This window comes from Caldibacillus thermoamylovorans (assembly GCF_000751775.1).
GTDB classification, from domain to species: domain Bacteria; phylum Bacillota; class Bacilli; order Bacillales; family Caldibacillaceae; genus Caldifermentibacillus; species Caldifermentibacillus hisashii.
On the sequence record NZ_CCRF01000061.1, the window covers coordinates 169,735 to 190,119 of the forward strand.

General features: G+C 38.3%; 24 protein-coding genes and 1 tRNA gene. 4 read left to right on the plus strand and 21 right to left on the minus strand.

Annotation, left to right across the window (positions count from 1 at the left end):
* Positions 1-23: 23 nt before the first annotated feature.
* The 19 genes from scpB to BT1A1_RS10320 all read right to left on the minus strand — a co-directional run bounded on the left by scpB (position 24) and on the right by BT1A1_RS10320 (position 16,912).
* Complete coding sequence (gene scpB, locus BT1A1_RS10230; protein ID WP_095141215.1) at positions 24-602, minus strand: SMC-Scp complex subunit ScpB; 579 nt, start codon at positions 600-602, stop codon at positions 24-26.
* A gap of 14 nt (positions 603-616) precedes the next feature.
* The gene (locus BT1A1_RS10235; RefSeq protein ID WP_034770833.1) at positions 617-1,372 is read right to left on the minus strand and encodes a segregation/condensation protein A; all 756 of its coding nucleotides are present in this window, start codon (positions 1,370-1,372) and stop codon (positions 617-619) included.
* A gap of 132 nt (positions 1,373-1,504) precedes the next feature.
* Positions 1,505-1,852: a GNAT family N-acetyltransferase gene (locus BT1A1_RS10240; RefSeq protein ID WP_034770742.1), complete on the minus strand. Its 348-nt coding sequence runs from the start codon at positions 1,850-1,852 to the stop codon at positions 1,505-1,507.
* A 404-nt stretch (positions 1,853-2,256) separates the two neighbouring features.
* Complete coding sequence (gene lysA, locus BT1A1_RS10245; protein ID WP_034770745.1) at positions 2,257-3,570, minus strand: diaminopimelate decarboxylase; 1,314 nt, start codon at positions 3,568-3,570, stop codon at positions 2,257-2,259.
* A gap of 156 nt (positions 3,571-3,726) precedes the next feature.
* Positions 3,727-5,205 (minus strand): spore germination protein, encoded by a 1,479-nt coding sequence (locus tag BT1A1_RS10250; protein WP_034770748.1) that lies wholly within the window; start codon positions 5,203-5,205, stop codon positions 3,727-3,729.
* Positions 5,206-5,273: 68 nt separating this feature from the next.
* Positions 5,274-5,696, minus strand: a complete 423-nt coding sequence (locus BT1A1_RS10255; RefSeq protein WP_034770751.1) for a stage V sporulation protein AB — start codon at positions 5,694-5,696, stop codon at positions 5,274-5,276.
* Positions 5,696-6,313 (minus strand): stage V sporulation protein AA, encoded by a 618-nt coding sequence (locus BT1A1_RS10260; protein WP_034770834.1) that lies wholly within the window; start codon positions 6,311-6,313, stop codon positions 5,696-5,698. Before BT1A1_RS10260 ends, BT1A1_RS10255 begins: the two co-directional genes overlap by 1 nt.
* 86 nt (positions 6,314-6,399) lie before the next feature.
* Positions 6,400-7,158: an RNA polymerase sporulation sigma factor SigF gene (sigF, locus tag BT1A1_RS10265; protein WP_034770753.1), complete on the minus strand. Its 759-nt coding sequence runs from the start codon at positions 7,156-7,158 to the stop codon at positions 6,400-6,402.
* Between the two features lie 12 nt (positions 7,159-7,170).
* Complete coding sequence (spoIIAB, locus tag BT1A1_RS10270) at positions 7,171-7,611, minus strand: anti-sigma F factor (protein WP_034770757.1); 441 nt, start codon at positions 7,609-7,611, stop codon at positions 7,171-7,173.
* A gap of 1 nt (position 7,612) precedes the next feature.
* On the minus strand, positions 7,613-7,966 hold the full coding sequence (gene spoIIAA / locus BT1A1_RS10275) for an anti-sigma F factor antagonist (RefSeq protein ID WP_034770760.1): 354 nt from the start codon (positions 7,964-7,966) through the stop codon (positions 7,613-7,615).
* A gap of 135 nt (positions 7,967-8,101) precedes the next feature.
* Entirely contained in the window at positions 8,102-9,268 is a 1,167-nt protein-coding gene (locus BT1A1_RS10280; protein ID WP_034770761.1) for a D-alanyl-D-alanine carboxypeptidase family protein, read from the minus strand.
* 177 nt (positions 9,269-9,445) lie between these two features.
* Complete coding sequence (locus BT1A1_RS10285) at positions 9,446-10,750, minus strand: pyrimidine-nucleoside phosphorylase (RefSeq protein ID WP_034770763.1); 1,305 nt, start codon at positions 10,748-10,750, stop codon at positions 9,446-9,448.
* Positions 10,751-10,954: 204 nt separating this feature from the next.
* Positions 10,955-12,139 carry a phosphopentomutase gene (deoB, locus tag BT1A1_RS10290; RefSeq protein ID WP_034770765.1) on the minus strand — a complete coding sequence of 395 codons (1,185 nt, stop codon included), beginning with the start codon at positions 12,137-12,139 and terminating at the stop codon, positions 10,955-10,957.
* A 302-nt stretch (positions 12,140-12,441) separates the two neighbouring features.
* On the minus strand, positions 12,442-13,335 hold the full coding sequence (xerD, locus tag BT1A1_RS10295; RefSeq protein ID WP_034770767.1) for a site-specific tyrosine recombinase XerD: 894 nt from the start codon (positions 13,333-13,335) through the stop codon (positions 12,442-12,444).
* A 5-nt stretch (positions 13,336-13,340) separates the two neighbouring features.
* Entirely contained in the window at positions 13,341-13,565 is a 225-nt protein-coding gene (locus tag BT1A1_RS10300) for a YqzK family protein (protein WP_034770771.1), read from the minus strand.
* Positions 13,566-13,744: 179 nt separating this feature from the next.
* Complete coding sequence (locus BT1A1_RS10305; protein ID WP_034770774.1) at positions 13,745-14,194, minus strand: ferric iron uptake transcriptional regulator; 450 nt, start codon at positions 14,192-14,194, stop codon at positions 13,745-13,747.
* Between the two features lie 140 nt (positions 14,195-14,334).
* Positions 14,335-14,970 carry a stage II sporulation protein M gene (spoIIM, locus tag BT1A1_RS10310; RefSeq protein ID WP_034770776.1) on the minus strand — a complete coding sequence of 212 codons (636 nt, stop codon included), beginning with the start codon at positions 14,968-14,970 and terminating at the stop codon, positions 14,335-14,337.
* 221 nt (positions 14,971-15,191) lie between these two features.
* Positions 15,192-16,361 (minus strand): endonuclease Q family protein, encoded by a 1,170-nt coding sequence (locus BT1A1_RS10315; RefSeq protein WP_034770778.1) that lies wholly within the window; start codon positions 16,359-16,361, stop codon positions 15,192-15,194.
* A gap of 2 nt (positions 16,362-16,363) precedes the next feature.
* Entirely contained in the window at positions 16,364-16,912 is a 549-nt protein-coding gene (locus BT1A1_RS10320) for an NUDIX hydrolase (RefSeq protein ID WP_034770779.1), read from the minus strand.
* 103 nt (positions 16,913-17,015) lie between these two features.
* On the opposite strand from BT1A1_RS10320, the gene mciZ reads away from it, so the two are divergent.
* Both mciZ and BT1A1_RS10330 read left to right on the plus strand, forming a co-directional pair.
* On the plus strand, positions 17,016-17,210 hold the full coding sequence (gene mciZ / locus BT1A1_RS19690; protein ID WP_034770781.1) for a Z-ring formation inhibitor MciZ: 195 nt from the start codon (positions 17,016-17,018) through the stop codon (positions 17,208-17,210).
* A 249-nt stretch (positions 17,211-17,459) separates the two neighbouring features.
* Positions 17,460-18,401, plus strand: coding sequence for an aldo/keto reductase (locus BT1A1_RS10330; protein ID WP_034770835.1), 942 nt, complete (start codon positions 17,460-17,462; stop codon positions 18,399-18,401).
* A gap of 27 nt (positions 18,402-18,428) precedes the next feature.
* Here BT1A1_RS10330 and BT1A1_RS10335 read toward each other — a convergent pair whose 3' ends face one another.
* Complete coding sequence (locus BT1A1_RS10335) at positions 18,429-18,656, minus strand: YqkE family protein (RefSeq protein ID WP_034770783.1); 228 nt, start codon at positions 18,654-18,656, stop codon at positions 18,429-18,431.
* 152 nt (positions 18,657-18,808) lie between these two features.
* Between BT1A1_RS10335 and BT1A1_RS19500 the strand changes: the two genes are divergently transcribed.
* Both BT1A1_RS19500 and BT1A1_RS10340 read left to right on the plus strand, forming a co-directional pair.
* Entirely contained in the window at positions 18,809-18,940 is a 132-nt protein-coding gene (locus BT1A1_RS19500) for a hypothetical protein (protein WP_255601993.1), read from the plus strand.
* Positions 18,941-19,194: 254 nt separating this feature from the next.
* Entirely contained in the window at positions 19,195-20,112 is a 918-nt protein-coding gene (locus BT1A1_RS10340) for an alpha/beta hydrolase (RefSeq protein WP_034770786.1), read from the plus strand.
* Between the two features lie 100 nt (positions 20,113-20,212).
* On the opposite strand, the gene BT1A1_RS10345 is transcribed toward BT1A1_RS10340, so the two are convergent.
* Positions 20,213-20,301, minus strand: a tRNA-Ser gene (locus BT1A1_RS10345).
* Positions 20,302-20,385 lie beyond the last annotated feature (84 nt).

Here is a 20,385-nt window from a genome sequence, read left to right on the forward strand (position 1 = left end):
GTTCGTCCGGCCATTCACTGTTTTTAATCTTTACTCAATTTTTCAAAAAACAAATCCGCTTCCTCCTGTGTTATATCGTTTTCTTCCGTCTCAGGGAGCGGTGGAAGTTCCTTCAAGTCTTTTAAACCGAAATAATCTAAAAACTCCTTTGTCGTTCCATAGAGAATGGCTCTGCCTGTTCCTTCCGCACGTCCCACTTCTTGAATCAACCCTTTTGCCACTAATGTTTGAATAGGCCTTTCTGTTTTTACACCACGAATTTCCTCGATTTCTGCACGGGTAATCGGCTGTTTATAGGCGATAATTGTTAACGTCTCCAGTGCCGCTTGGGATAAGGTGGAAGCGTTTGGAACTTCCACTAATCGCTTTAAGTAAATGGCATATTCCTTCTTAGTTGCCAATTGATATGTACCGGCAATTTGGATAAGTGATATCCCACGATTTTCATTATGATCATAATCATTTTTTAATAACCGGATCATCTCTTCAACTTCAAATTCCGGAAGTTCCATTACTTTGGCAATTTGTTTCAAAGTTAATCCTTCGTCACCTGCTGCAAACAATAGACTTTCCAAGATTCCAAGCCAATTTTCACTGCTCAACATCGTCACCTTCTTCATACATTGCCTTTTGTAGTCAGCCAAATATCGGCAAAATTATCGCGCTGCTCGATTAAAATCTGATTCCGTTTCATCAATTCGAGAATGGCCAAAAAGGTTGTCACAATATAATTTTTATCCGGGTAAGGAAACAGGTCATTAAAATTTACCCAACTAACTGAGTGCTCTAACACCTGGTAAACTTCTTCCATTCGTTTCTCAATGGAGATCTCTTCACGAGTAATTTTGGTGTGGAGCGGTTTCTGCAATCTTCTTCTGCGCATTAATTTATGGAAGGCACCCAACATATCATAGACAGTCACCGCTTTTTCGCCAGCGGTAACCGGAATCCCGGAAGAATACTCCGAGAGATCACTGGGCGGTTTCGTATAAATTAACAATCGGTCTGCCTCTTTTTCTTTTAATTTAGCCGAGGCCTCTTTATATTTTCGATATTCAATAAGTCTTAAAACCAGTTCATCCCTTGGGTCCTCACCAAAACCTTCTTCATATGGCATGTCTTCATCGATGGAGTCATTATATTTTGGCAGTAACATCTGACTTTTTATCGCCAATAATGTAGCCGCCATGACCAAGTACTCACTGGCAACATCGAGTTCCAATTCCTGCATGGTATGAATATATAACAAATATTGTTCAGTGATTTCCTGCATCGGGATATCATATATATCGACTTCCATCGTTTTGATTAAATGCAAAAGCAGGTCGAGAGGGCCCTCAAATACAGCCGTTTTAAAATTCATCAACATCATCGTATTACCCCAATAGTTTTTTTTCAATTTTATTGGCAACATAAAAGGGCTGTCCAAAAACCTGTGAGAATTCATGTCACTATCACCATTTGTGAGTTGGGACAGTTATTGGTTGGACAGCCCTAAATACTATTATTGATCACAATGTTCAAAAAAGCCGGCCAATTCTTCGTTAGGGACGATTTCCTTATCCGGAAACATGTCTTTTAAGGCCTTAACCATCCCCTTGCCAATTCCTTGACCACGATGGGAAGGGTTAACGGAGAGATGTTGTACTTCCATAATCTGATTTTCTCTCTCTAAAACTCCAATAATGGCAACAAAGTCATCATCTAACTTCCATAGAAATAAATGCCATTTGTCATTTGTTTCATACTCTTTAATGGTTTGTTGTAATTTCTTCAAATCTTTTTCCGTGGGCATAAATGATAATAAGCCCATTGCAATTTTTTCAAATGCTTTTTTATATCGAATTAACATTTTGATCCCTCATTATATTAAACTATTCCATTGTTATTTTTTCCATAATGAGATTAAGTTATACAGCGACAATAAAATTGCAATTGCAGATACAGTCGGTTCAGGCAGTTTGAATATAAACGATTGATTTAGTAAAACTTTCGTCAGTACGGGTTTTCCCCGCTAATGGTAGTTGAACCAATCAGGCGCACTTGCGGTCACTGAGCTTCCACCTTTAGGAGGAGCCTTAGGGCAGGTTAATTCCGGAAAAACTCATCAATCCCTCCTATACGAATACCAAGTTTAGTATACGCGGTATTATTTTACAACATTTTAAGCTATTTTTCTATTATCTCTTTTCAAGTGCCTTTCCACGACAAAAGGAAAATCATTTAACATATTGATAAAAATTACAACAGGCTTCTCTATTTTTTTACGACTTCATATAAGGGGCGATCAAGCTTTATTATGTCTTGATAGCTTTCTCTTTCAACAACAAGTGTTGCCTGCCCGTTTTCGACAAATACAACAGCAGGTCGCGGCAGCCGATTATAATTGCTTGCCATCGAATACCCGTAAGCACCGGTACAAAAAACAGCTAAAATATCTCCCGGTTGTGTTTTTGCCAAAGGGATATTCCAGATCAACATATCACCTGATTCACAGGCTTTACCGGCAATGGAAACAACTTCTTTATCAGAATGGATTGCTTTATTGGCAACAAGGGCTTCATATTTTGCCTGATATAAAGCCGGACGAATATTGTCGCTCATCCCACCGTCGACAGCTACATATTTTCTTACACCAATGACCTCTTTTGTAGAACCAATTGAATATAATGTCGTTCCTGCATCGCCAACTAATGATCTTCCCGGCTCAATCCATACTTCGGGTAAAGTAATATGATTTTCAGCAGCCTGCTTTTTAACTTCTGTCAGTATTGCAGAAACGTAATCTTCCGGTTCAAGCGGTGCATCCGTTTCAGTATAGCGAATGCCAAATCCCCCGCCGACATTCACGACAGTCGGTTCATACTGAAATTCTTCTTTCCATTGTGTAATATGAGTAAATAATTTGTCAATAGCTAATAAGAAACCGGTTGTTTCGAATATTTGTGATCCGATATGGCAATGAATGCCCAACACGTTAAAAGAGGAGGACAATGCTGTATCCAACGCATGTTTTGCTTGACCGCTATTTAAATCAAATCCGAATTTTGAATCTTCCTGACCGGTTAAAATATAATCATGTGTATGAGCTTCAATACCCGGTGTGACCCGAAGCAAAATATTCACTTTTACATTTTTTTCCCGACAAAGCTGATCAAGGATATCCAATTCATAAAAATTATCAACAACAAAACAGCCGACCCGATAATCTAATGCCATCTCAATTTCTGCCGGGCTTTTATTATTCCCGTGAAAATGAATTTTTTCCGGGGGGAAACCGGCCATCATTGCTGTATATAATTCTCCACCGGATACAACATCCAGTGCAAGTCCTTCTTCATTTATCACTTGTAAAATTGCTAAAGACGAAAAAGCTTTACTTGCATAAGCTACTTGGCCCGGCATACCAGCTTTTTGAAAAGCACCGACAAAGCTTCTCGCCCGCTTCCGAATCAATTCTACATCATATACATAAAGCGGTGTTCCAAATTGGTTTGCCAACTCCACTGTGTCACAACCACCAATTTCCAAATGACCGTACTGATTCACACACATTGTCCCGTGTAACATTCCAACTCACCTCAGCTACATTTTGAACTCCCATTGATCCGAACAATGAATCTAATCTATAATAGGAAAACTTTATCATATTCGTATTTGCATTGCAATGGATACTGTTTCATCTCAAAACATATTTTTCCGATAAATAGAAAACAGCCGTATCTATTATGACGGCTGCTTTACCCGATTTCTCGGATGGACGATACTCGGTCTGATTTTCGACCCGGGTGTGGACCTTCTTAATAAAATTTGCATGAATGCTTTCGGTTGAAACGGGATAAACGGCCATAAGTACGGGGTATTTAATGAACGAATTTGTGCTAAATATAAGATAAAAAAGGTTGTTCCTATCACAAATCCCGGTACTTTAAAAATAGCAACCAAAATTAAAATAACTAATCTGGCAATTTTATTGGCCACACTTAATTCATAACTTGGTGTAGCAAAGGTGCCAATTGCAGAAACGGCAACGTATAAAATCACTTCGGAAATAAATAATCCGACGTCCACGGCAATTTCCCCAATTAAAACAGCGGCGATAATGCCCATTGCTGTGGATAATGGTGTCGGCGTGTGAATGGCTGCCAACCTAAGAAATTCAATCCCCAAATCACAAATAAACAACTGCAAAATGACGGGAACATGTGATTTTTTATTTGGTCCAATATAATTAATAGTTTCAGGTAGTAAATCCGGTTGGATAACAAAAAGTAACCAAAGAGGCAAAAGAAATAAAGATGCAAAAATACCGATAAATCGCGTCCAGCGTATAAAGGTGCCGACTGCAGCGGATTGACGATATTCTTCGGCATGTTGGACATGATGGAAATAGGTTGTTGGCGTGATTATAACACTTGGTGAAGTATCTGCAATAATCAAAACGTGCCCCTCTAATAAGTGGGTTGCTGCAACATCCGCCCGTTCTGTGTAGCGGACAAGCGGAAAAGGATTATACCCTTGTTTGACTAAAAATTCTTCAATCGCTTTATCTGCCATTGTTAAACCGTCAATTTTAATCTGTTCAATTTCTTTTTTAATGGTTTTGACTAAACCCGGGTTCGTTACATCTTTCAAATAGACGATGGCGATATCGGTTTTTGATCGTTCCCCTACCTTAATCAGTTCCGTTCTCAGCCGTTCATCGCGAATTCGCCTTCTAATTAATGCCGTATTCATAATAATATTTTCTACAAAACCATCTCTTGAGCCACGAACAACCTTCTCGGTATCCGGTTCTTCCGGTTGTCTTCCGGGATAATCACGAGTATCAACAATAAATGCTTTGGGAAAACCTTCTACCAGAATGGCAATTAACCCTGAGAGCACTTGGTCAACAACTTCATCTAATGTTGTCACTTTTTCTACGGAATTATTATTAATCCGATTATCAACTAAGTCTCCTAATTGTTCAGAAGTGATATCCTGACGATTGTCATTCAAGTGAACCAACTCTTGCAGCGTTCGCAAAATCAATAAAGTATCCGTTAAGCCGTTTACATAATAAAGATGAATTTCTTTATCTAAAACCTTGAATTTCCTTAATCCTAAATCAAAACTGGTCCCTAAACCGACGTTATCTTTCATATACTGTTCAACTTCGGCTAATGATTTCGGAATCGGCTTCTTATTTTGTTTATCCTCCATATTTCCAACACCTTTCTTAGATGTATACAATCGGTTTTGATAAAATTTTGTTACCGGGCTCGCTATGATTATAAATTGACAAAGTAGAGCCAATGAAACAGCGAACCCAGTATTTTCCCAAGCACAAGCGCAGCCAGTAAGTATAGTAACCGATCGTCTAAATGAATTCGTTTAAAAATTAACGGTAAAACATTTATAGCCTCATAAAGAGCTGCCGCCAACATACCGACAAAGACACCGTGAAAGAGCCCGATAATCATTACGAAAAACATTGGCAATTCGAGATAAATCTTTTGTAAACCAAAAACGGTTCCAACCAAAACACCTAACGTCACAGCCCATTCATAGAATAAAATCATTTTCATTGATTTCGTTAACTGCATTAATCTCGGAATAATGCCTAAAACAGTGATAAATGCGACAAACCCTGCCCCTACCGCAAAGCCGCAAGCAAGTCCGACTCCGATCACAAAGATAATTTTAATGGCCATTACTCATCCATTCTTTTAATGCTTTCTTTATTTTCATTCATAATGACATATTGATCGAGACTTTGCTGGTAGTTAAACATTTCTACTTCCAGTGGACTAGGCTCATCGTTAATCCGCTTTTTAAAAAAATGGTTAAAAAATAAAGTCATCCCTAACCCTAAACCGATCGAATAAGGAATTTGAATGGTTAAAGGTTTTTGATCTTCTATGCCCGTTAATAAGTGAAATAACTTTTGGTGTACTGTTTGCATGCTTACATCTTCATGGAAATTCATGATTGAAACGGCGGATCCGATAAATAATAACAACCAAACAATTACAAATATCGGAATCGACATTTTTACCTTCTTCAAAATGACTTCAACAATCGTTTGTTGAGGACCCACGAGCTGTATATCAGTATCGTTTAATTGTTCTGTAATTACTTGAATTACTTTCATTCCGTCGATGATAATAATATTATTATCTTCTTTCTTCACTTGATGAACGATTAAATTTCCCAATGTATTCATCACAGTTTTGGGTGCAGTGATCAATGCAATATCTTTCAAATAAACGGTCGCACCGGTTTTTACTTGAACCCGGTGACGGAGACGGATATAGATTGTTGTATCCAATTCCATCACTTCCAATTCGATTTTCTCGTACGTTTAGTATTCGTCAAGTGAGAACATTTCATGAAAACCAAAAAAAACCAAATGGATCAAACATCCATTTGGTTCTTTATTTGCTTCAATATTTTCTTTTCCAATCTCGACACTTGCACTTGAGAAATTCCTAATCGCCCGGCAACTTCCGCCTGTGTTTGATCATTATAATACCGCAAAAAGACGATAAGTTTCTCCCGATCATCCAAACCTTCAATGGCCTCTTTTAATGCGATTTTATCAAACCATTTTCCTTCTTCTTGATCCGAGATTTGATCGAGGAGCGTGATCGGGTCTCCGTCGTTTTCATAGACGATTTCATGTATGGATGTAGGAGCCATGACAGCTTCTTGGGCCAATAATATTTCATCTACCGGAATTTCAAGATAGTCGCTTACTTCATAAATAGTCGGGGCACGTCCCAACTCTTTAGCCAGGTCATCTTTCGCCCGGCGGATTTTATTACCGACTTCCTTCAAGGATCGACTCACTTTAATTGTGCCATCGTCCCTAATGAAACGTTGGATTTCTCCAATAATCATCGGAACAGCATAGGTTGAAAATTTCACATCATAAGATAAATCAAATTTATCTACCGACTTTAACAAACCGATACATCCTATTTGGAAAAGATCATCAGGATCATAGCCCCGGTTGAGAAACCGTTGCACAACCGACCAGACGAGACGCATATTCCGTTCAACGATCTCATTCCTTGCTTCTTGATCTCCCGCCTGACTTTTCTTAATTAGTTCCTTGATTTCTCCATCCTTTGTAAAAGATTGATCGGAATCTTTTTTAACCTCCACATCCATTGGCACTACCCCTTAATTGAACACTGCTTTTGCATTGGACAATTTTTTTTTCAAACGGACAACCGTTCCGTGATTTGGATCGGATTCAATTGTCATTTCATCAACAAAATTTTCCATAATGGTAAATCCCATACCGGAACGTTCTAATTCCGGTTTTGTTGTAAACAATGGTTGTTTTGCTTCCTCAATATTCGAAATACCAATACCTTCGTCACGGATTTCAAGTTCTACCGTGTCACCATCGAGCCAGGCGGAAATATAAACATAACCTTCCCTTTTATTTTCATAGCCATGGATAATGGCATTCGTGACCGCTTCCGAGACGGCCGTTTTAATTTCCGTCAATTCATCCATGGTCGGATCCAGTTGAGCAACAAATGCTGAAACGGTTACCCGTGCAAACGATTCGTTTTGACTTATGGCACGGAACTTTAAGTGCATTTCATTATTCATATTAGGCTACCCCCAATCTATGTAAAGCTTGTTCTTCTGACGGATCAATGCGGATAATTTTATATAATCCGGACATATCCAACAGTCTTTCGATTGAAGGGGGAACAGAACAAATAATCATTTCACCATTTGCCTGTTTCATTTGTTTGTATCTGCCCAATATGACACCAAGTCCCGAGCTATCCATAAATGATAGGTTTTCAAGATTTAAAATTAAATGTCGAACTTGTTTTTCTTCTATGGCTTGAGAAACTTGTTCACGAACTTGATCAGCCGTATGATGGTCCAGTTCGCCGCTTAATCTCACTACTAAAATATACTTCTCTTTCCATTCAAAATGTACTTGCAGACTCACTATACATGCCTCCTTCTTTCGTATAGTGAGTCAATTCGATATGGATCAATGAAATTCCTTCTTGTTGACAAAACTAGTAAAAATTCGAGTTTTTCTCGTATTTTTATACAAATTTCTCCAATGCCGCTATAGCTGTTATTGCAGTTTTGTAAACATACTGAATGAACGTTTGTACAAAGTCCACCAGCTTGCCGGCTTCACATTCTCAGCAGCGATAGCAGAATTTTCAGAAAGGACTTTGTCGTTTTTTATCAAAACAATTTTACCGATTTCATCCCCTTTTTTAATAGGTGCTTGAATATGTTTATTTAACTTCAAGCTCGTTTTCACATCATCCATCTTTTCACCTTTTTTGGTTAGTAGGGAAATACTTTCACCGGCAGCTATTTTTATGTTTCGCTGCTGACCTTTTTCAACTGTAACTTTACCCAATTCATCGCCCTTTGCATAAAACTGCTTCGTTTCATATTGACTAAATGCATAATCGAACATTTCGGTAATCAGTTTATTTCTCTCTTTAGATGTCGGTGCTCCGAAAACAACAGCAATCACACGCATATCGCCTTTTTTAGCGGTAGCTGTTAAGCAATATTTCGCTTCTTTGGTGAAACCGGTTTTTAGGCCGTCAACCCCGGGATAAAATTTCACTAACCGATTGGTATTGACAAGCCAAAATTTTTTATCCGTACCTTCACGTAAATAGGATTCATATTGACTTGTATAATTTGTAATTTTTTCATGTTTTAATAATTCTTTGGCTAAAATGGCCATATCTCTCGCACTGCTGTAATGATTTTTCGCAGGCAGACCGGTGGCATTTTGAAATTTCGTGTCTTTTAAGCCCAGTTCTTTCGCCTTTTGATTCATCATTTTTACAAATTGCTTTTCTGAACCAGCGATTCTCTCAGCCATCGCAACCGAAGCATCGTTAGCGGAACTGATGGAAATTGCCCGGAGTAGCTCATCGACTGTCATTTCTTCACCTTCTTCAAGGAATACTTGTGAGCCCCCCATAGATGCTGCATATTCACTGGTTCTGACTTTCTCGTTCCATTGAATTTTCCCATCTTCCAATGCTTCCATAATTAAAAGCATCGTCATGATTTTTGTCATACTTGCAGGTGACAGTCTTTCATCGCTATTTTTTTCAAATAATACCGTTCCTGTATCTCTCTCAATAAGAATGGCCGATTTTGCGTTCTCCGCTAAATCTACTTTTACTTCTGAAGCAAAACTTGGAGTGGGAATAATAGTTGCGGATATAATTAGGGCAGTGATTATCATAACTATTGACCGTTTCATGACTTTCCCTCACTTTTAGTTATAAATACGAATCTTTTTCCCATTATTTCCAAGTTAAGGGATTTTATACAAATTTTTCTAAAAAGAAACACGAAATTGTCTTAGTTTTAAAGTTGCCGGAAGGATATACTTTCGCATATAAAGAAAACTCGGCGATTGCCGAGTTTTCTTTAAACTTTATTTTGATATGATTTCATGAATTAAAGGCGGTGGTGATATTTTGGAATGAGAGATTTTGATGCTATGATATAAAAGATTTTTTACTTCCTCGATATTTTCCGAATTCGAGTAGATTGTTAAGATTGATTCACCTTGTTCAATTGGGTCACCAACTTTTTTATTTAGAACAATTCCGACGGCTAAATCAATCTTGGATTCTTTTGTTTCTCGTCCTGCCCCTAATTGCATGGCAGCAAGTCCGATTTTATCCGCCATCATTTTTTCAATCCAGCCGGACGCCTTTGCCGGTAGTTCTATTTTATATTTTGCTTGCGGCAGTTTTTCCAGATCATCAATACATGTTGCATCCCCGCCTTGAGAAGTAATAAATGATTTCATCTTCTCTAATGCTTTTCCTGATTGAATAGCAGAGATAAGCATTTGCCTTGCTTCATCAACGGATTCCGCTTTTTTAGCTAAATAGACCATTTGACTGCCCAAAGTTAAACAGAGCTCTGTCAAATCTTGGGGCCCTGTTCCTTTTAACGTCGCAATTGCCTCTTTCACTTCCAGCGCATTCCCGATTGCAAAGCCGAGCGGTTGATCCATATCTGAAATAACAGCCATTGTTTTTCTGCCTACACTGTTACCAATCTCAACCATCGTCTCAGCAAGCTCTTTTGCATCTGCGACATTTTTCATAAACGCACCGGAGCCAACTTTTACATCCAGTACGATACAATCCGCTCCGGCTGCAATTTTTTTACTCATTATCGAGCTGGCAATTAATGGAATACTATTGACGGTCCCCGTTACATCCCGCAGTGCATACAGTTTTTTATCTGCCGGTGTTAAATTTCCGCTTTGACCAACTACTGCAATTTTTTGCTCGTTAACAAGTTGAATAAATTCATCCTTCGTTAGCTCTACATGAAATCCCGGAAACGATTCCAGTTTATCAATGGTTCCGCCGGTATGACCGAGACCGCGACCGCTCATTTTCGCAACCGGGACACCGACGGAAGCGACAAGCGGCCCTAATACTAAAGTTGTTGTATCTCCTACACCGCCGGTAGAATGTTTATCTACTTTGATTCCTTCAATTTTTGACAGATCGACTTGATCACCTGAATGGACCATTGACATTGTTAAATCTTTTCGTTCACGATGATTCATCCCTTGAAAATAAATAGCCATTAATAAAGCGCTCGCTTGATAATCGGGAATTGTTCCGTCTGTGTAGCCTTTAATGAAAAACTGAATCTCTTCCGTTGTCAGTTCATAACCATCCCGCTTTTTTTCAATAATATCAATCATTCTCATCAATTTTCACCGTCCTGGCATCTTTTTTCAGCTAATAGGAAAGTATAAATTTTTCAATTTCTACTTTCCTAACGCATAAGTGCACTGAAAGACTTCGGTAGCATTACCTCGCAAGCGAAAATGTTTTTTCGCTGAACTACGGCTCTGCTCTTGCCTAAAGGCTCGGCAATCGCCGAGTTTTCTTTAAACTTACTAATAAAAAATCTAAGCTTGAATTTCTTTAAGAAAACTTTTTCCATACTCGGGTGCTTTTACTGAAAAGTTTTCGGCAATCGAAGCACCAATATCAGCAAATGTTTCCCGGACCGGTAAAGCTTTGCCTCCGTTCATTCGCGGTGAGTAAATTAATAATGGTACATATTCACGAGTATGGTCGGTCCCCGGGTGGATTGGGTCATTTCCATGATCCGCTGTTATAATTAAAAGGTCGTCATCCGTTAATTTTTCCAATACTTCCGGTAACCGAGCATCGTATTCTTCCAATGCTTTTCCGTAACCAAGCGGATCTCTGCGATGACCATAGAGCGCATCAAAATCGACTAAATTCAAGAAGCTAAGACCGGTAAAGTCCATTTCAAGGGAATCGAGTAATTTATCCATTCCGTCCATATTCGATTTTGTCCGGATGGCTTTTGTTACACCTTCTCCGGCATAAATATCCGAAATCTTTCCAAGAGCGATTACATCAAAGCCGCTGTCCTTCAATTCATTCATGACTGTCCGTCCAAACGGTTTTAATGCATAGTCGTGTCGGTTCGCTGTCCGTGTGAAATTTCCCGGTGTTCCGATAAATGGCCGGGCAATGATTCGTCCCACTTTATACTCATCAGACAAAGTGAGTTCGCGACAAATTTCACATATTTGATAAAGTTCATCTAAAGGAACAATTTCCTCATGAGCGGCGATTTGGAGTACCGGGTCTGCAGAAGTATATACAATCAATGCTCCTGTTTCCATATGTTCCTTTCCTAATTCTTTTATAATTTCGGTACCGCTTGCCGGCTTATTCCCAATGACTTTTCTTCCCGTTCGTTTTTCTATCTCATCAATTAATTCTTTAGGGAATCCATTTGGAAAAACTTTAAATGGTGTTTGAATGTTAAGGCCCATAATTTCCCAATGGCCTGTCATCGTGTCTTTTCCACGTGAAGCCTCTTTCATTTTTGTATAAAAACCTAATGGATTTTCTTGTTTGGGAACTCCTTTAATTTCCCGTATGTTACTTAAACCGAGTTTGGCCATATTCGGCATATTTAAACCGTTCATCTTTTCAGCAATATGTCCTAATGTATCCGCACCTTTATCTCCAAATTGCTCGGCATCCGGTGCTTCCCCAATCCCGACAGAATCCATGACAATAAGAAATATGCGTTTGTAGTTTTTTTCCATTTCGTTTCCTCCTTATTTGACAATACATTATTTATTCAGAAGGTAGTATATGTATTTTTAAACACTACTAATTATTATAGAACATTTTTACCGACATTAATATAATTCTCACAAAAAATAAGGCGCCACATAAAAAGCATTTGAATATTAGCTTAGCCAAAAAAGGCGCTACCTTATAACACCATTGCTCAGTCGTCCCTCAAAAAATAAGCAGCCTTCTTATCGAAATTTTGCTTGATATTAATATCATCTTCAAAAAAAATAAGCCGCCTCCTTTAGCAGCTTTTCACGTTTTACATCACTTATGCACGGGGATGAAATTGGTTATATACATCCTTTAACCTAGTTTTTGTTACATGTGTGTAGATTTGTGTTGTAGATATATCGGAATGACCTAATAACTCTTGAACAGAGCGTAAATCCGCACCATTTTCTAATAAATGAGTAGCAAAAGAATGTCGTAACGTATGAGGTGTCAATTCCTTTTCAATGCCGGCTTTAACCGCCATTTGTTTTAAAATTTTCCAAAATCCTTGTCTCGATAAACGTTGACCATGGTGATTCATAAAAAGCGAATCCGTTTTATTCTTTTGATTAATTAACTTTGGTCTTGCTTTTTCTAAATATTCCTTTAAAGCCTCTGTTGCCATTTTCCCAATTGGAATAATCCGCTCCTTATTCCCTTTTCCGAGACAGCGAACAAAGCCAAGTGACAAATGGACATCGTTTATATTTAAGTTGACTAATTCACTGACGCGCATACCGGTTGCATACATTAGTTCCAACATCGCCTTATCCCGTAAGCCAAGTGTCGTTGTCAAATCCGGTGTATTTAAAAGCGTGTCAACCTCATCGGTATTCAGTACTTTCGGCAACTTTAATTCGGGATGAGGTGTCTCAATATGCACTGTCGGATCATGATCAACGATTTTATCAAGAATCAGAAAATGATGGAATGACCGGATCGAAGCAATATGTCTGGCAATTGTTCGTGCCGATTTTCCCTCGTCTTTTAAACAGCTTAAAAACTGCATAATATGTACCCGTGTCACATGATTTATATCGGTTATTTGTAATTTTGTTTCTATAAAAATAAGATAGGCTGATATATCCCGTCGGTAAGATTGAATGGTATTTTCCGCTAATCCTTTCTCAACGATTAGATAATGCAAAAAATCCTTTAAATAGTCTTTCACATACATTACTCCCCGCTCAAATAAAACATAATCAATCTGTCATACCATGAATGCTCGCTTTCAATCCCATCGGAAGCCACTTTTACCGCTTTTCCCTCCGGCTCTTCGTATCGTTGGTGATTTTGATACTCCTCACTTATCCACATAATAGCATAATAAAATAAAATCGTACATCCCGTGAATAAAATAAACACTTTTAATGTTTGAATAAATAATTTAACATATTTCATCGTTCCTCGCACCTTTATCTCCAATGTTTGTCCACTAGTACAACTTATGCCAGGAATGATGAATTTTATACACAAAAATTAATGGCGGTATGATTTTCGTCGCCAGGTTGGTTTCTTATACGAAAAAGAAAGAAAAAAACAATGAGTACATTCCCATTGTTCGACTTTATAAATATAAATTAACTTTTCCCCTTTTTTTGGCAATTTTTACATATACCGTGAAAGGTGAGACGATGATCTTTTACAATAAAATTCCACTTTTCCTCTACAATCGCTTCAACATCATCAAGTAAATCTTCCTGTATCTCTTCTACTGAACCACATTCAATACATACAAGATGATGATGGAAATGGGCTGCCCCTTCTTTTCGTAAATCATAACGGGAAACGCCATCGCCGAAATTAATCTTATCAACTACCTTTAATTCCGTTAATAATTCTAACGTACGATAAACTGTCGCAAGTCCGATCTCAGGTGACTTTTCTTTAACGAGGAGGTAAACGTCTTCTGCACTTAAGTGATCCTCTTCATTTTCCAGCAATACCCGGACAGTTGCTTCTCTTTGTGGAGTTAATTTATAGCTTGATGTGTGCAACATCTTTTTTATTTTCTCAAGGCGATTTTCCATACATATTGCCCCTCCCTCGCCAATGTATACTCATTATATCAAAAGATGAGAGAGTTGCAAACTAAAATAATTATAAATTGTAATTTATAATCATTATTAATTGATAATCAATTGATGACACCTGTTTCACTAAAAACATATTACAGGGATAATAGGCTTCTCATTAAATACGGCGTAAAATAACCCTCTACAAAAGCAGCCAAACCTAAAAGGAGAATTGCTGCGCCAAAGAACATGCAGTATTTGACTAACATTGGGGCAATCGGCTGGTAAATGGATTTTACAAATAATTTTTTTATTAATTGTAAAGCAAACGAAACGGAAATAACCGCAACAACGATAAATACCGGGATAATAATTAAATTTTGCGGCAATACGGAAACAAATGATAACAAAAATCCTTTCCAACCCATTTGCTGGACAAAAAATCCGATTGTAAAACCGATCACCATGCCTTTAAGAAATAACAGCAAAAGAATAATCGGCAGACCAATCATCGTAATACCTAAGATCCACATCAGCCCGATATATTTGCTGTTATAGCTTAATGAATGTAAAAAAATTTCTTTTGGTGCTAAAACTTCTCCTGATTTCAGCTGGGAGAAAAATTCATTGATAAAGTAAAATAAATCATCTTTTTGAGTCGTGCTCAAACTATTAACAACAATTGCACCAAAAATAACGCCCATAATGAGTAACACGGTATGAAAAATATAAAACGAGGAATATTGTTCAATATGATTTGTTATAAAATTGGACCGCCACCGCTTCTTCATTCTTCTTCCTCCTTCAAAACACTTACTAGATTGTATGAAGGAGGGAAAGGAAGTATTCAAAATTTGATAGAGTATTTTTTTCAAGTGAAATGGTGGAATATTATGAAGACAGTGACGCGGCGATGTTCGAAATATTTCAGCCGCATATTAAACGACAACTCCGGGTTCGTTAACAAATAATTTTTTCGAAACTCGGCTATTAACGGTTGAAAAAGAAGTCCTTACTCCTCCTCTTTTATTTTCCCGTAACGACCTCCGCCACCGGCATGTAAAGACAATGTTCCTTCTCTGGCTTTTAATATCAATTGAGCCGTTTTTTCCGGAAGTATTTCTCGTAATTCTTCTAAAGTTGCATCGTGAATGATTACCATTTCGGTACCAAATTTCTTCAGCAATTTTTTTAACGTTTTGGGACCAATCCCGGGTAAAAACTCCAATGGTACTTGATGTATGTACGGCGGCCGGTCGGGATAGCTCTCTGCATCAGATAATTCTTTAATCCGATCGGCCACCCCCTTTGTTACATTCTTGGAGCCGCAACTCGGGCACTGATCGATGCCGGGTTTTACCGGGGTCAGACATTTGGCGCAAGTTGTCTCATGATATTTTCCTAAGAGCGGATCCAGACCGTAATTTGCTAATATTTTTCGTCCGTCTCTAGCAGTTAATGCCTTCTCAAACTCAGAAAAGCTCGGATGATCCAATAACAAGGCTTGATACTCCCTTGCGATTTTCGGCAAGGAATGTGCATCGGAATTCGTCACATATGAATAACGATGCAATTGACTTAAGTGATCGGCCATTTCCGTATCACTGCTTAATCCCAGTTCAATCGCATCGATAAGCTCAGGGTCAAATACTTGATCCAGTCGTTGTTTTACACCCTTGCCAAATAAACTTTTAAACGGTGTAAAAACATGTGCGGGAATGAACAAGCCGCCAAGTTCTTTTACTTTTTTTTGCAATTCCCGTCCCTGTGTATAAACCCGCTGTGAACTGAGGTGGATATTTTTTAATTGTGTCGTTAACCAACTTGAGAAATCTTTTAATTTTTCTATACTTGGCAAAAAACAGAGCACATGGATCGGGCCATCACATGACAGATCATAGATTTCCAACTCACTGCCGGGAATTAACGTCGTTTTCCCTTGAAATAGCAGACCACCGTCTTCCATCGGTTGCAAATCCCCGATTTCAATGAGAGCTTCCATTTCTTCTATCACTTCGGGGGAGTGGCAGTCAATAACGCCGACCATATCGATTCCCTTTAAATTTTTTGCCACATATAAAATATTCGATAATGTTAAAGTTTTAGACCCGGTAATTTTGACGGCACGACCGGTTTCTGTCCTTCCGATATGAATATGCATATCAGCAAAATAACGCTTCATTCTTATCTCTCCATTGTTTTTATAAGTTGCCAATATTGAACGGCATAAATCGATTTCGCATCATAAATTTTTTGTTCCTTGATTAATTGCTGTACTTCTTCATAAGATACTTCAAGCAGGTTGACAAATTCATCATCATCTAAGTGAAGATGACTATTTTTTTTCAATCCTTTTGCCAGGAAAATATGCAGCAGTTCATCGCTGAAACCCGGTGATGTATAAAATGACGTAACATGTTCAATTTGCTCACATGTATAGCCGGTTTCTTCTCCCAATTCTCTTTTAGCACACTCGATCGGATCTTCACCTTTTTCCAGTTTCCCGGCCGGAATCTCGATAAGTAAATGTTCTAAAGGTTTCCGAAATTGCTCAACCATTATCATTTTATCTTCATCCGTAATGGCGATGACAGCTACCGCCCCCGGGTGTTCGACGATTTCCCTTGTACTTGTATTCCCGTTCGGCAATTTCACTTCATCGACATGCAGGGAAATAATTTTCCCTTCAAATATCGTTTCCCGTTTTATCGTTTTTTCTTCATATGTATTCATCTTTTTTCCTCCAGTTCTTTTCAAACAGTATCTTTCATATAGTTTAGCATAGTTTTATTTCTGTGGAAGAAAAATAAACAGACAAAAATAAGAGGTGGTGCAGATGAAAAGAGTAGTTTTATCAGGAAAAATATGGGAAGTTCGTAATTTGTTAAACGTATATGGGAAAAGATACACATATGTTACTGAGTGGATTGACGGGATGGAAAGCAATGGGAAACGCCGAAATTCGGAAGTAACTTACGCGACCATTTATCCGTTTCCAAAAAAACCGTTGATGGGGGGAGAAAAAATATAAGGTGAAACGTCCATTTCTGGAGGTTTTCTTCATCCCCACGGATGGTTAGTTGAACCAGTCGGATGCATACGGCCTTTCTTCTTTGAAAACTTGATGAGGTTGGGTGTTACTACCCGTTAAGGTGGGATAAGGTGAAACTTCCATTCCTTTTTTCACTTTTATTTTGTCCTTCCGATGGTGAAACTCTTTGGCTGTTCTTTTTTCTTCAATCATATTAAAATAGAAAAAAGAATAGAAAGGTTGATGGATTTGGAAAAATGTTTACTAGGTAAATCTGATTTGGCGGTTTCAAGAATTGCACTTGGCTGCATGTCTTTAGGTACGGATCAAAGAAAAGCTCAAGAGATTATTCAAACTGCACTTGATGCCGGCATTAATTATTTTGATACAGCCGATTTATATGATTACGGGGTAAATGAACAAATTGTCGGAAAAGCACTTGCACCGGTTCGTGATCAAGTAATTATTGTGACAAAAGTTGGTAATCGGTGGCATGATGACAAAAACGGCTGGTATTGGGACGCGTCGAAAACATACATAAAAGAAGCAGTAAAACAAAGTTTACAGAGACTTGGCACCGATTATATCGACTTGTATCAATTACATGGCGGGACAATGGAAGACCGAATCGACGAAACGATTGAGGCCTTTGAAGAATTGGTAGAAGAAGGAATCATCCGTTATTACGGTATTTCTTCCATCCGGCCAACCGTGATTAAAGCGTACGCTGAACGTTCGAATATTGTCTCTTGTATGATGCAATACAGCATATTGGACCGGCGTCCGGAAGAAGAGGCATTCCCGTTATTGGAAAAGCACGGCATAAGTGTTGTAGCCCGCGGACCATTGGCACGAGGTCTGTTAAGCGATGCACTTCTTAATAAAGCTTCCGAATCAGTAAAACAAAACGGGTATGTAAATTATCGTTACCAAGAATTAAAAGAGTTGCTCCCTCTATTGAAAGAGAAATTGACGACTGGACGGGGAATGACTGCGGCAAGCTTACAATTTGTGTTAGCTCAACCGGTTGTTGCAGCCTGTGTCGTCGGGGCGAGCTCTGTCGGGCAATTGGTAGAAAACGTACGAGCTCTCGAACAACCGGCTTTGACCGAGGAAGAACTACACTTTATTAGAAAACTAACCAAATCGAACGGCTATGAACAGCATCGGTTATGTGAGAAAACTCGGTGAGTGCCGAGTTTTCTTATCAGAATATCTTTATTTAAACTTCCGCCAGTCAAGATCACTTTCTTTTAGCAATTCCTCAAAGGATTTATTTTTCTCGCGTTTTTTTCTTTCTTCCCGTTTTTTCTGTTCTGCTTCTGCTTTTTGTTTTTGCTCTTGTTCCTCTAACTCTTTCTTTGTTTCTTTCAATTTTTTCAGCAAGTCTTCACCAAGCGCATCTTTTAAGGTCAGTGCTTTATCTTCTTGTTGTTTCTTTTTCATCGTTTGGAACTCCCCCTGCAATTTATTTTCATTCGAACCTATTTTTTCTGTAAATTATTTACTTTGATTTTACCAAAAAATTGTCACGTTGAATAAATTTTTTGGGTTTTCCTTAAAATACGGATGAGTCTTTTTCGGAAAGGAGAATTTTGATGAGTAAGAAAAAGGATAAAGGATACAGCCAAAAAGGAAAGCCCAATGCAGATACCGTAAAACAGCAAATGGCAGCTGAAGATTTAGAAAACGCCATTCACCCGACAAAACGACAAAATACACCGCAATAATGTCTTTTACGGAGACCATCAAACAGATTCTTTTCCGGTCTCCGTTATTATTTTCGCAAAACCATCACCAAGTCCCCCCCATAATCGTCACTCATAATTCGCATAATTGAATTGAAAAATCACTTAATTTTCACTGAAAATTCCTTTTAAAATTAGAAAATGAGGCTTAAAATAGAGGGGATAATATTTTTGCCAATGAAATTGACATACGCAACTTTAAGACGATGATGTTTATTTTCCATGGAGGGGTTAGTGTGAAAAAAAGACATATTTTTGGCCTCAGCGCCATACTAGGAACAACGGTTGCTTCTGTAGGGACCTACTTTTCGGAACGGGTACTACATATTAAGAAAAAAGACGAGCAAGCGATTATTGACCGAGATACGAAACTAAAACATATTGATCCGGACAAATTTTCATCTTTGCCGAAACAGGAAGTGAGCATTCCTTCCCCGAATGGTTATGAAATTAGTGCAATGGTGATTCGGCCGTATGACTCAAAGCGATTCGTCATTTTCAGCCACGGGGTTACGGAAAGCAAAATGAGTTCTCTCAAATATGTGAATCTTTTTCTGAACCGGGGATTTAATGCTGTGATTTATGATCAACGACGGCATGGAAAAACCGGTGGAGACACGACCAGTTACGGATACTATGAAAAATTCGATTTACAAGCAGTGGTCGATTGGCTTTTTATTGAGGAAGGGGAAGACCTTCTTTTAGGAATTCACGGAGAATCGATGGGTGCCGCAACTACTTTATTGTATGCCGGGGAACTGAACGGCCGGGCGCATTTTTATATTGTTGACTGTCCATTTTCTGACTTAGAGGAACTCCTTACCTATCAAACAAAATGTGAATTTAAGTACATGCCTTCAAAATTGATTCTTCCTATTGGAAATATGTTTGTCAAGGTTCGCGGTGGATTTTCACTGAATGATGTTTCACCGATTGCTGTCGTTGATCGTATTAAACAGCCGGTGCTTTTTATTCATAGTGAAAAAGACGACTATATTTTGCCATATATGACAAAGGATTTATATGAGCAGAAAAAAGGAGAGAAAATGTTGTTTATGGCGAAAAACGGCGGTCACGCGCAGTCGCTCAATGAAAACCGGGAAGACTATGAAAAAGCAATCGACCGGTTTTTAGAGAAATATGTAAATTTGTAGTCTATAAAGAAAAGCACCTAACTTTTTAAATAAGTTACGTGCTTTTACCAAACTTTTCCATTTTTATAAGCTTTCACATGTTTCTTTTTATATTAAAAAACGGAGAAGGTGGGATTCGAACCCACGCGACGGTCACCCGCCCTAACGCATTTCGAGTGCGTCCCCTTATAACCACTTGGGTACTTCTCCAAATAATTAACAACATATGATATTATATAGGAAAATCACTTGCTTGTCACTATTTTTCAAAAAAAGAGCTTTTTGCGATGTACT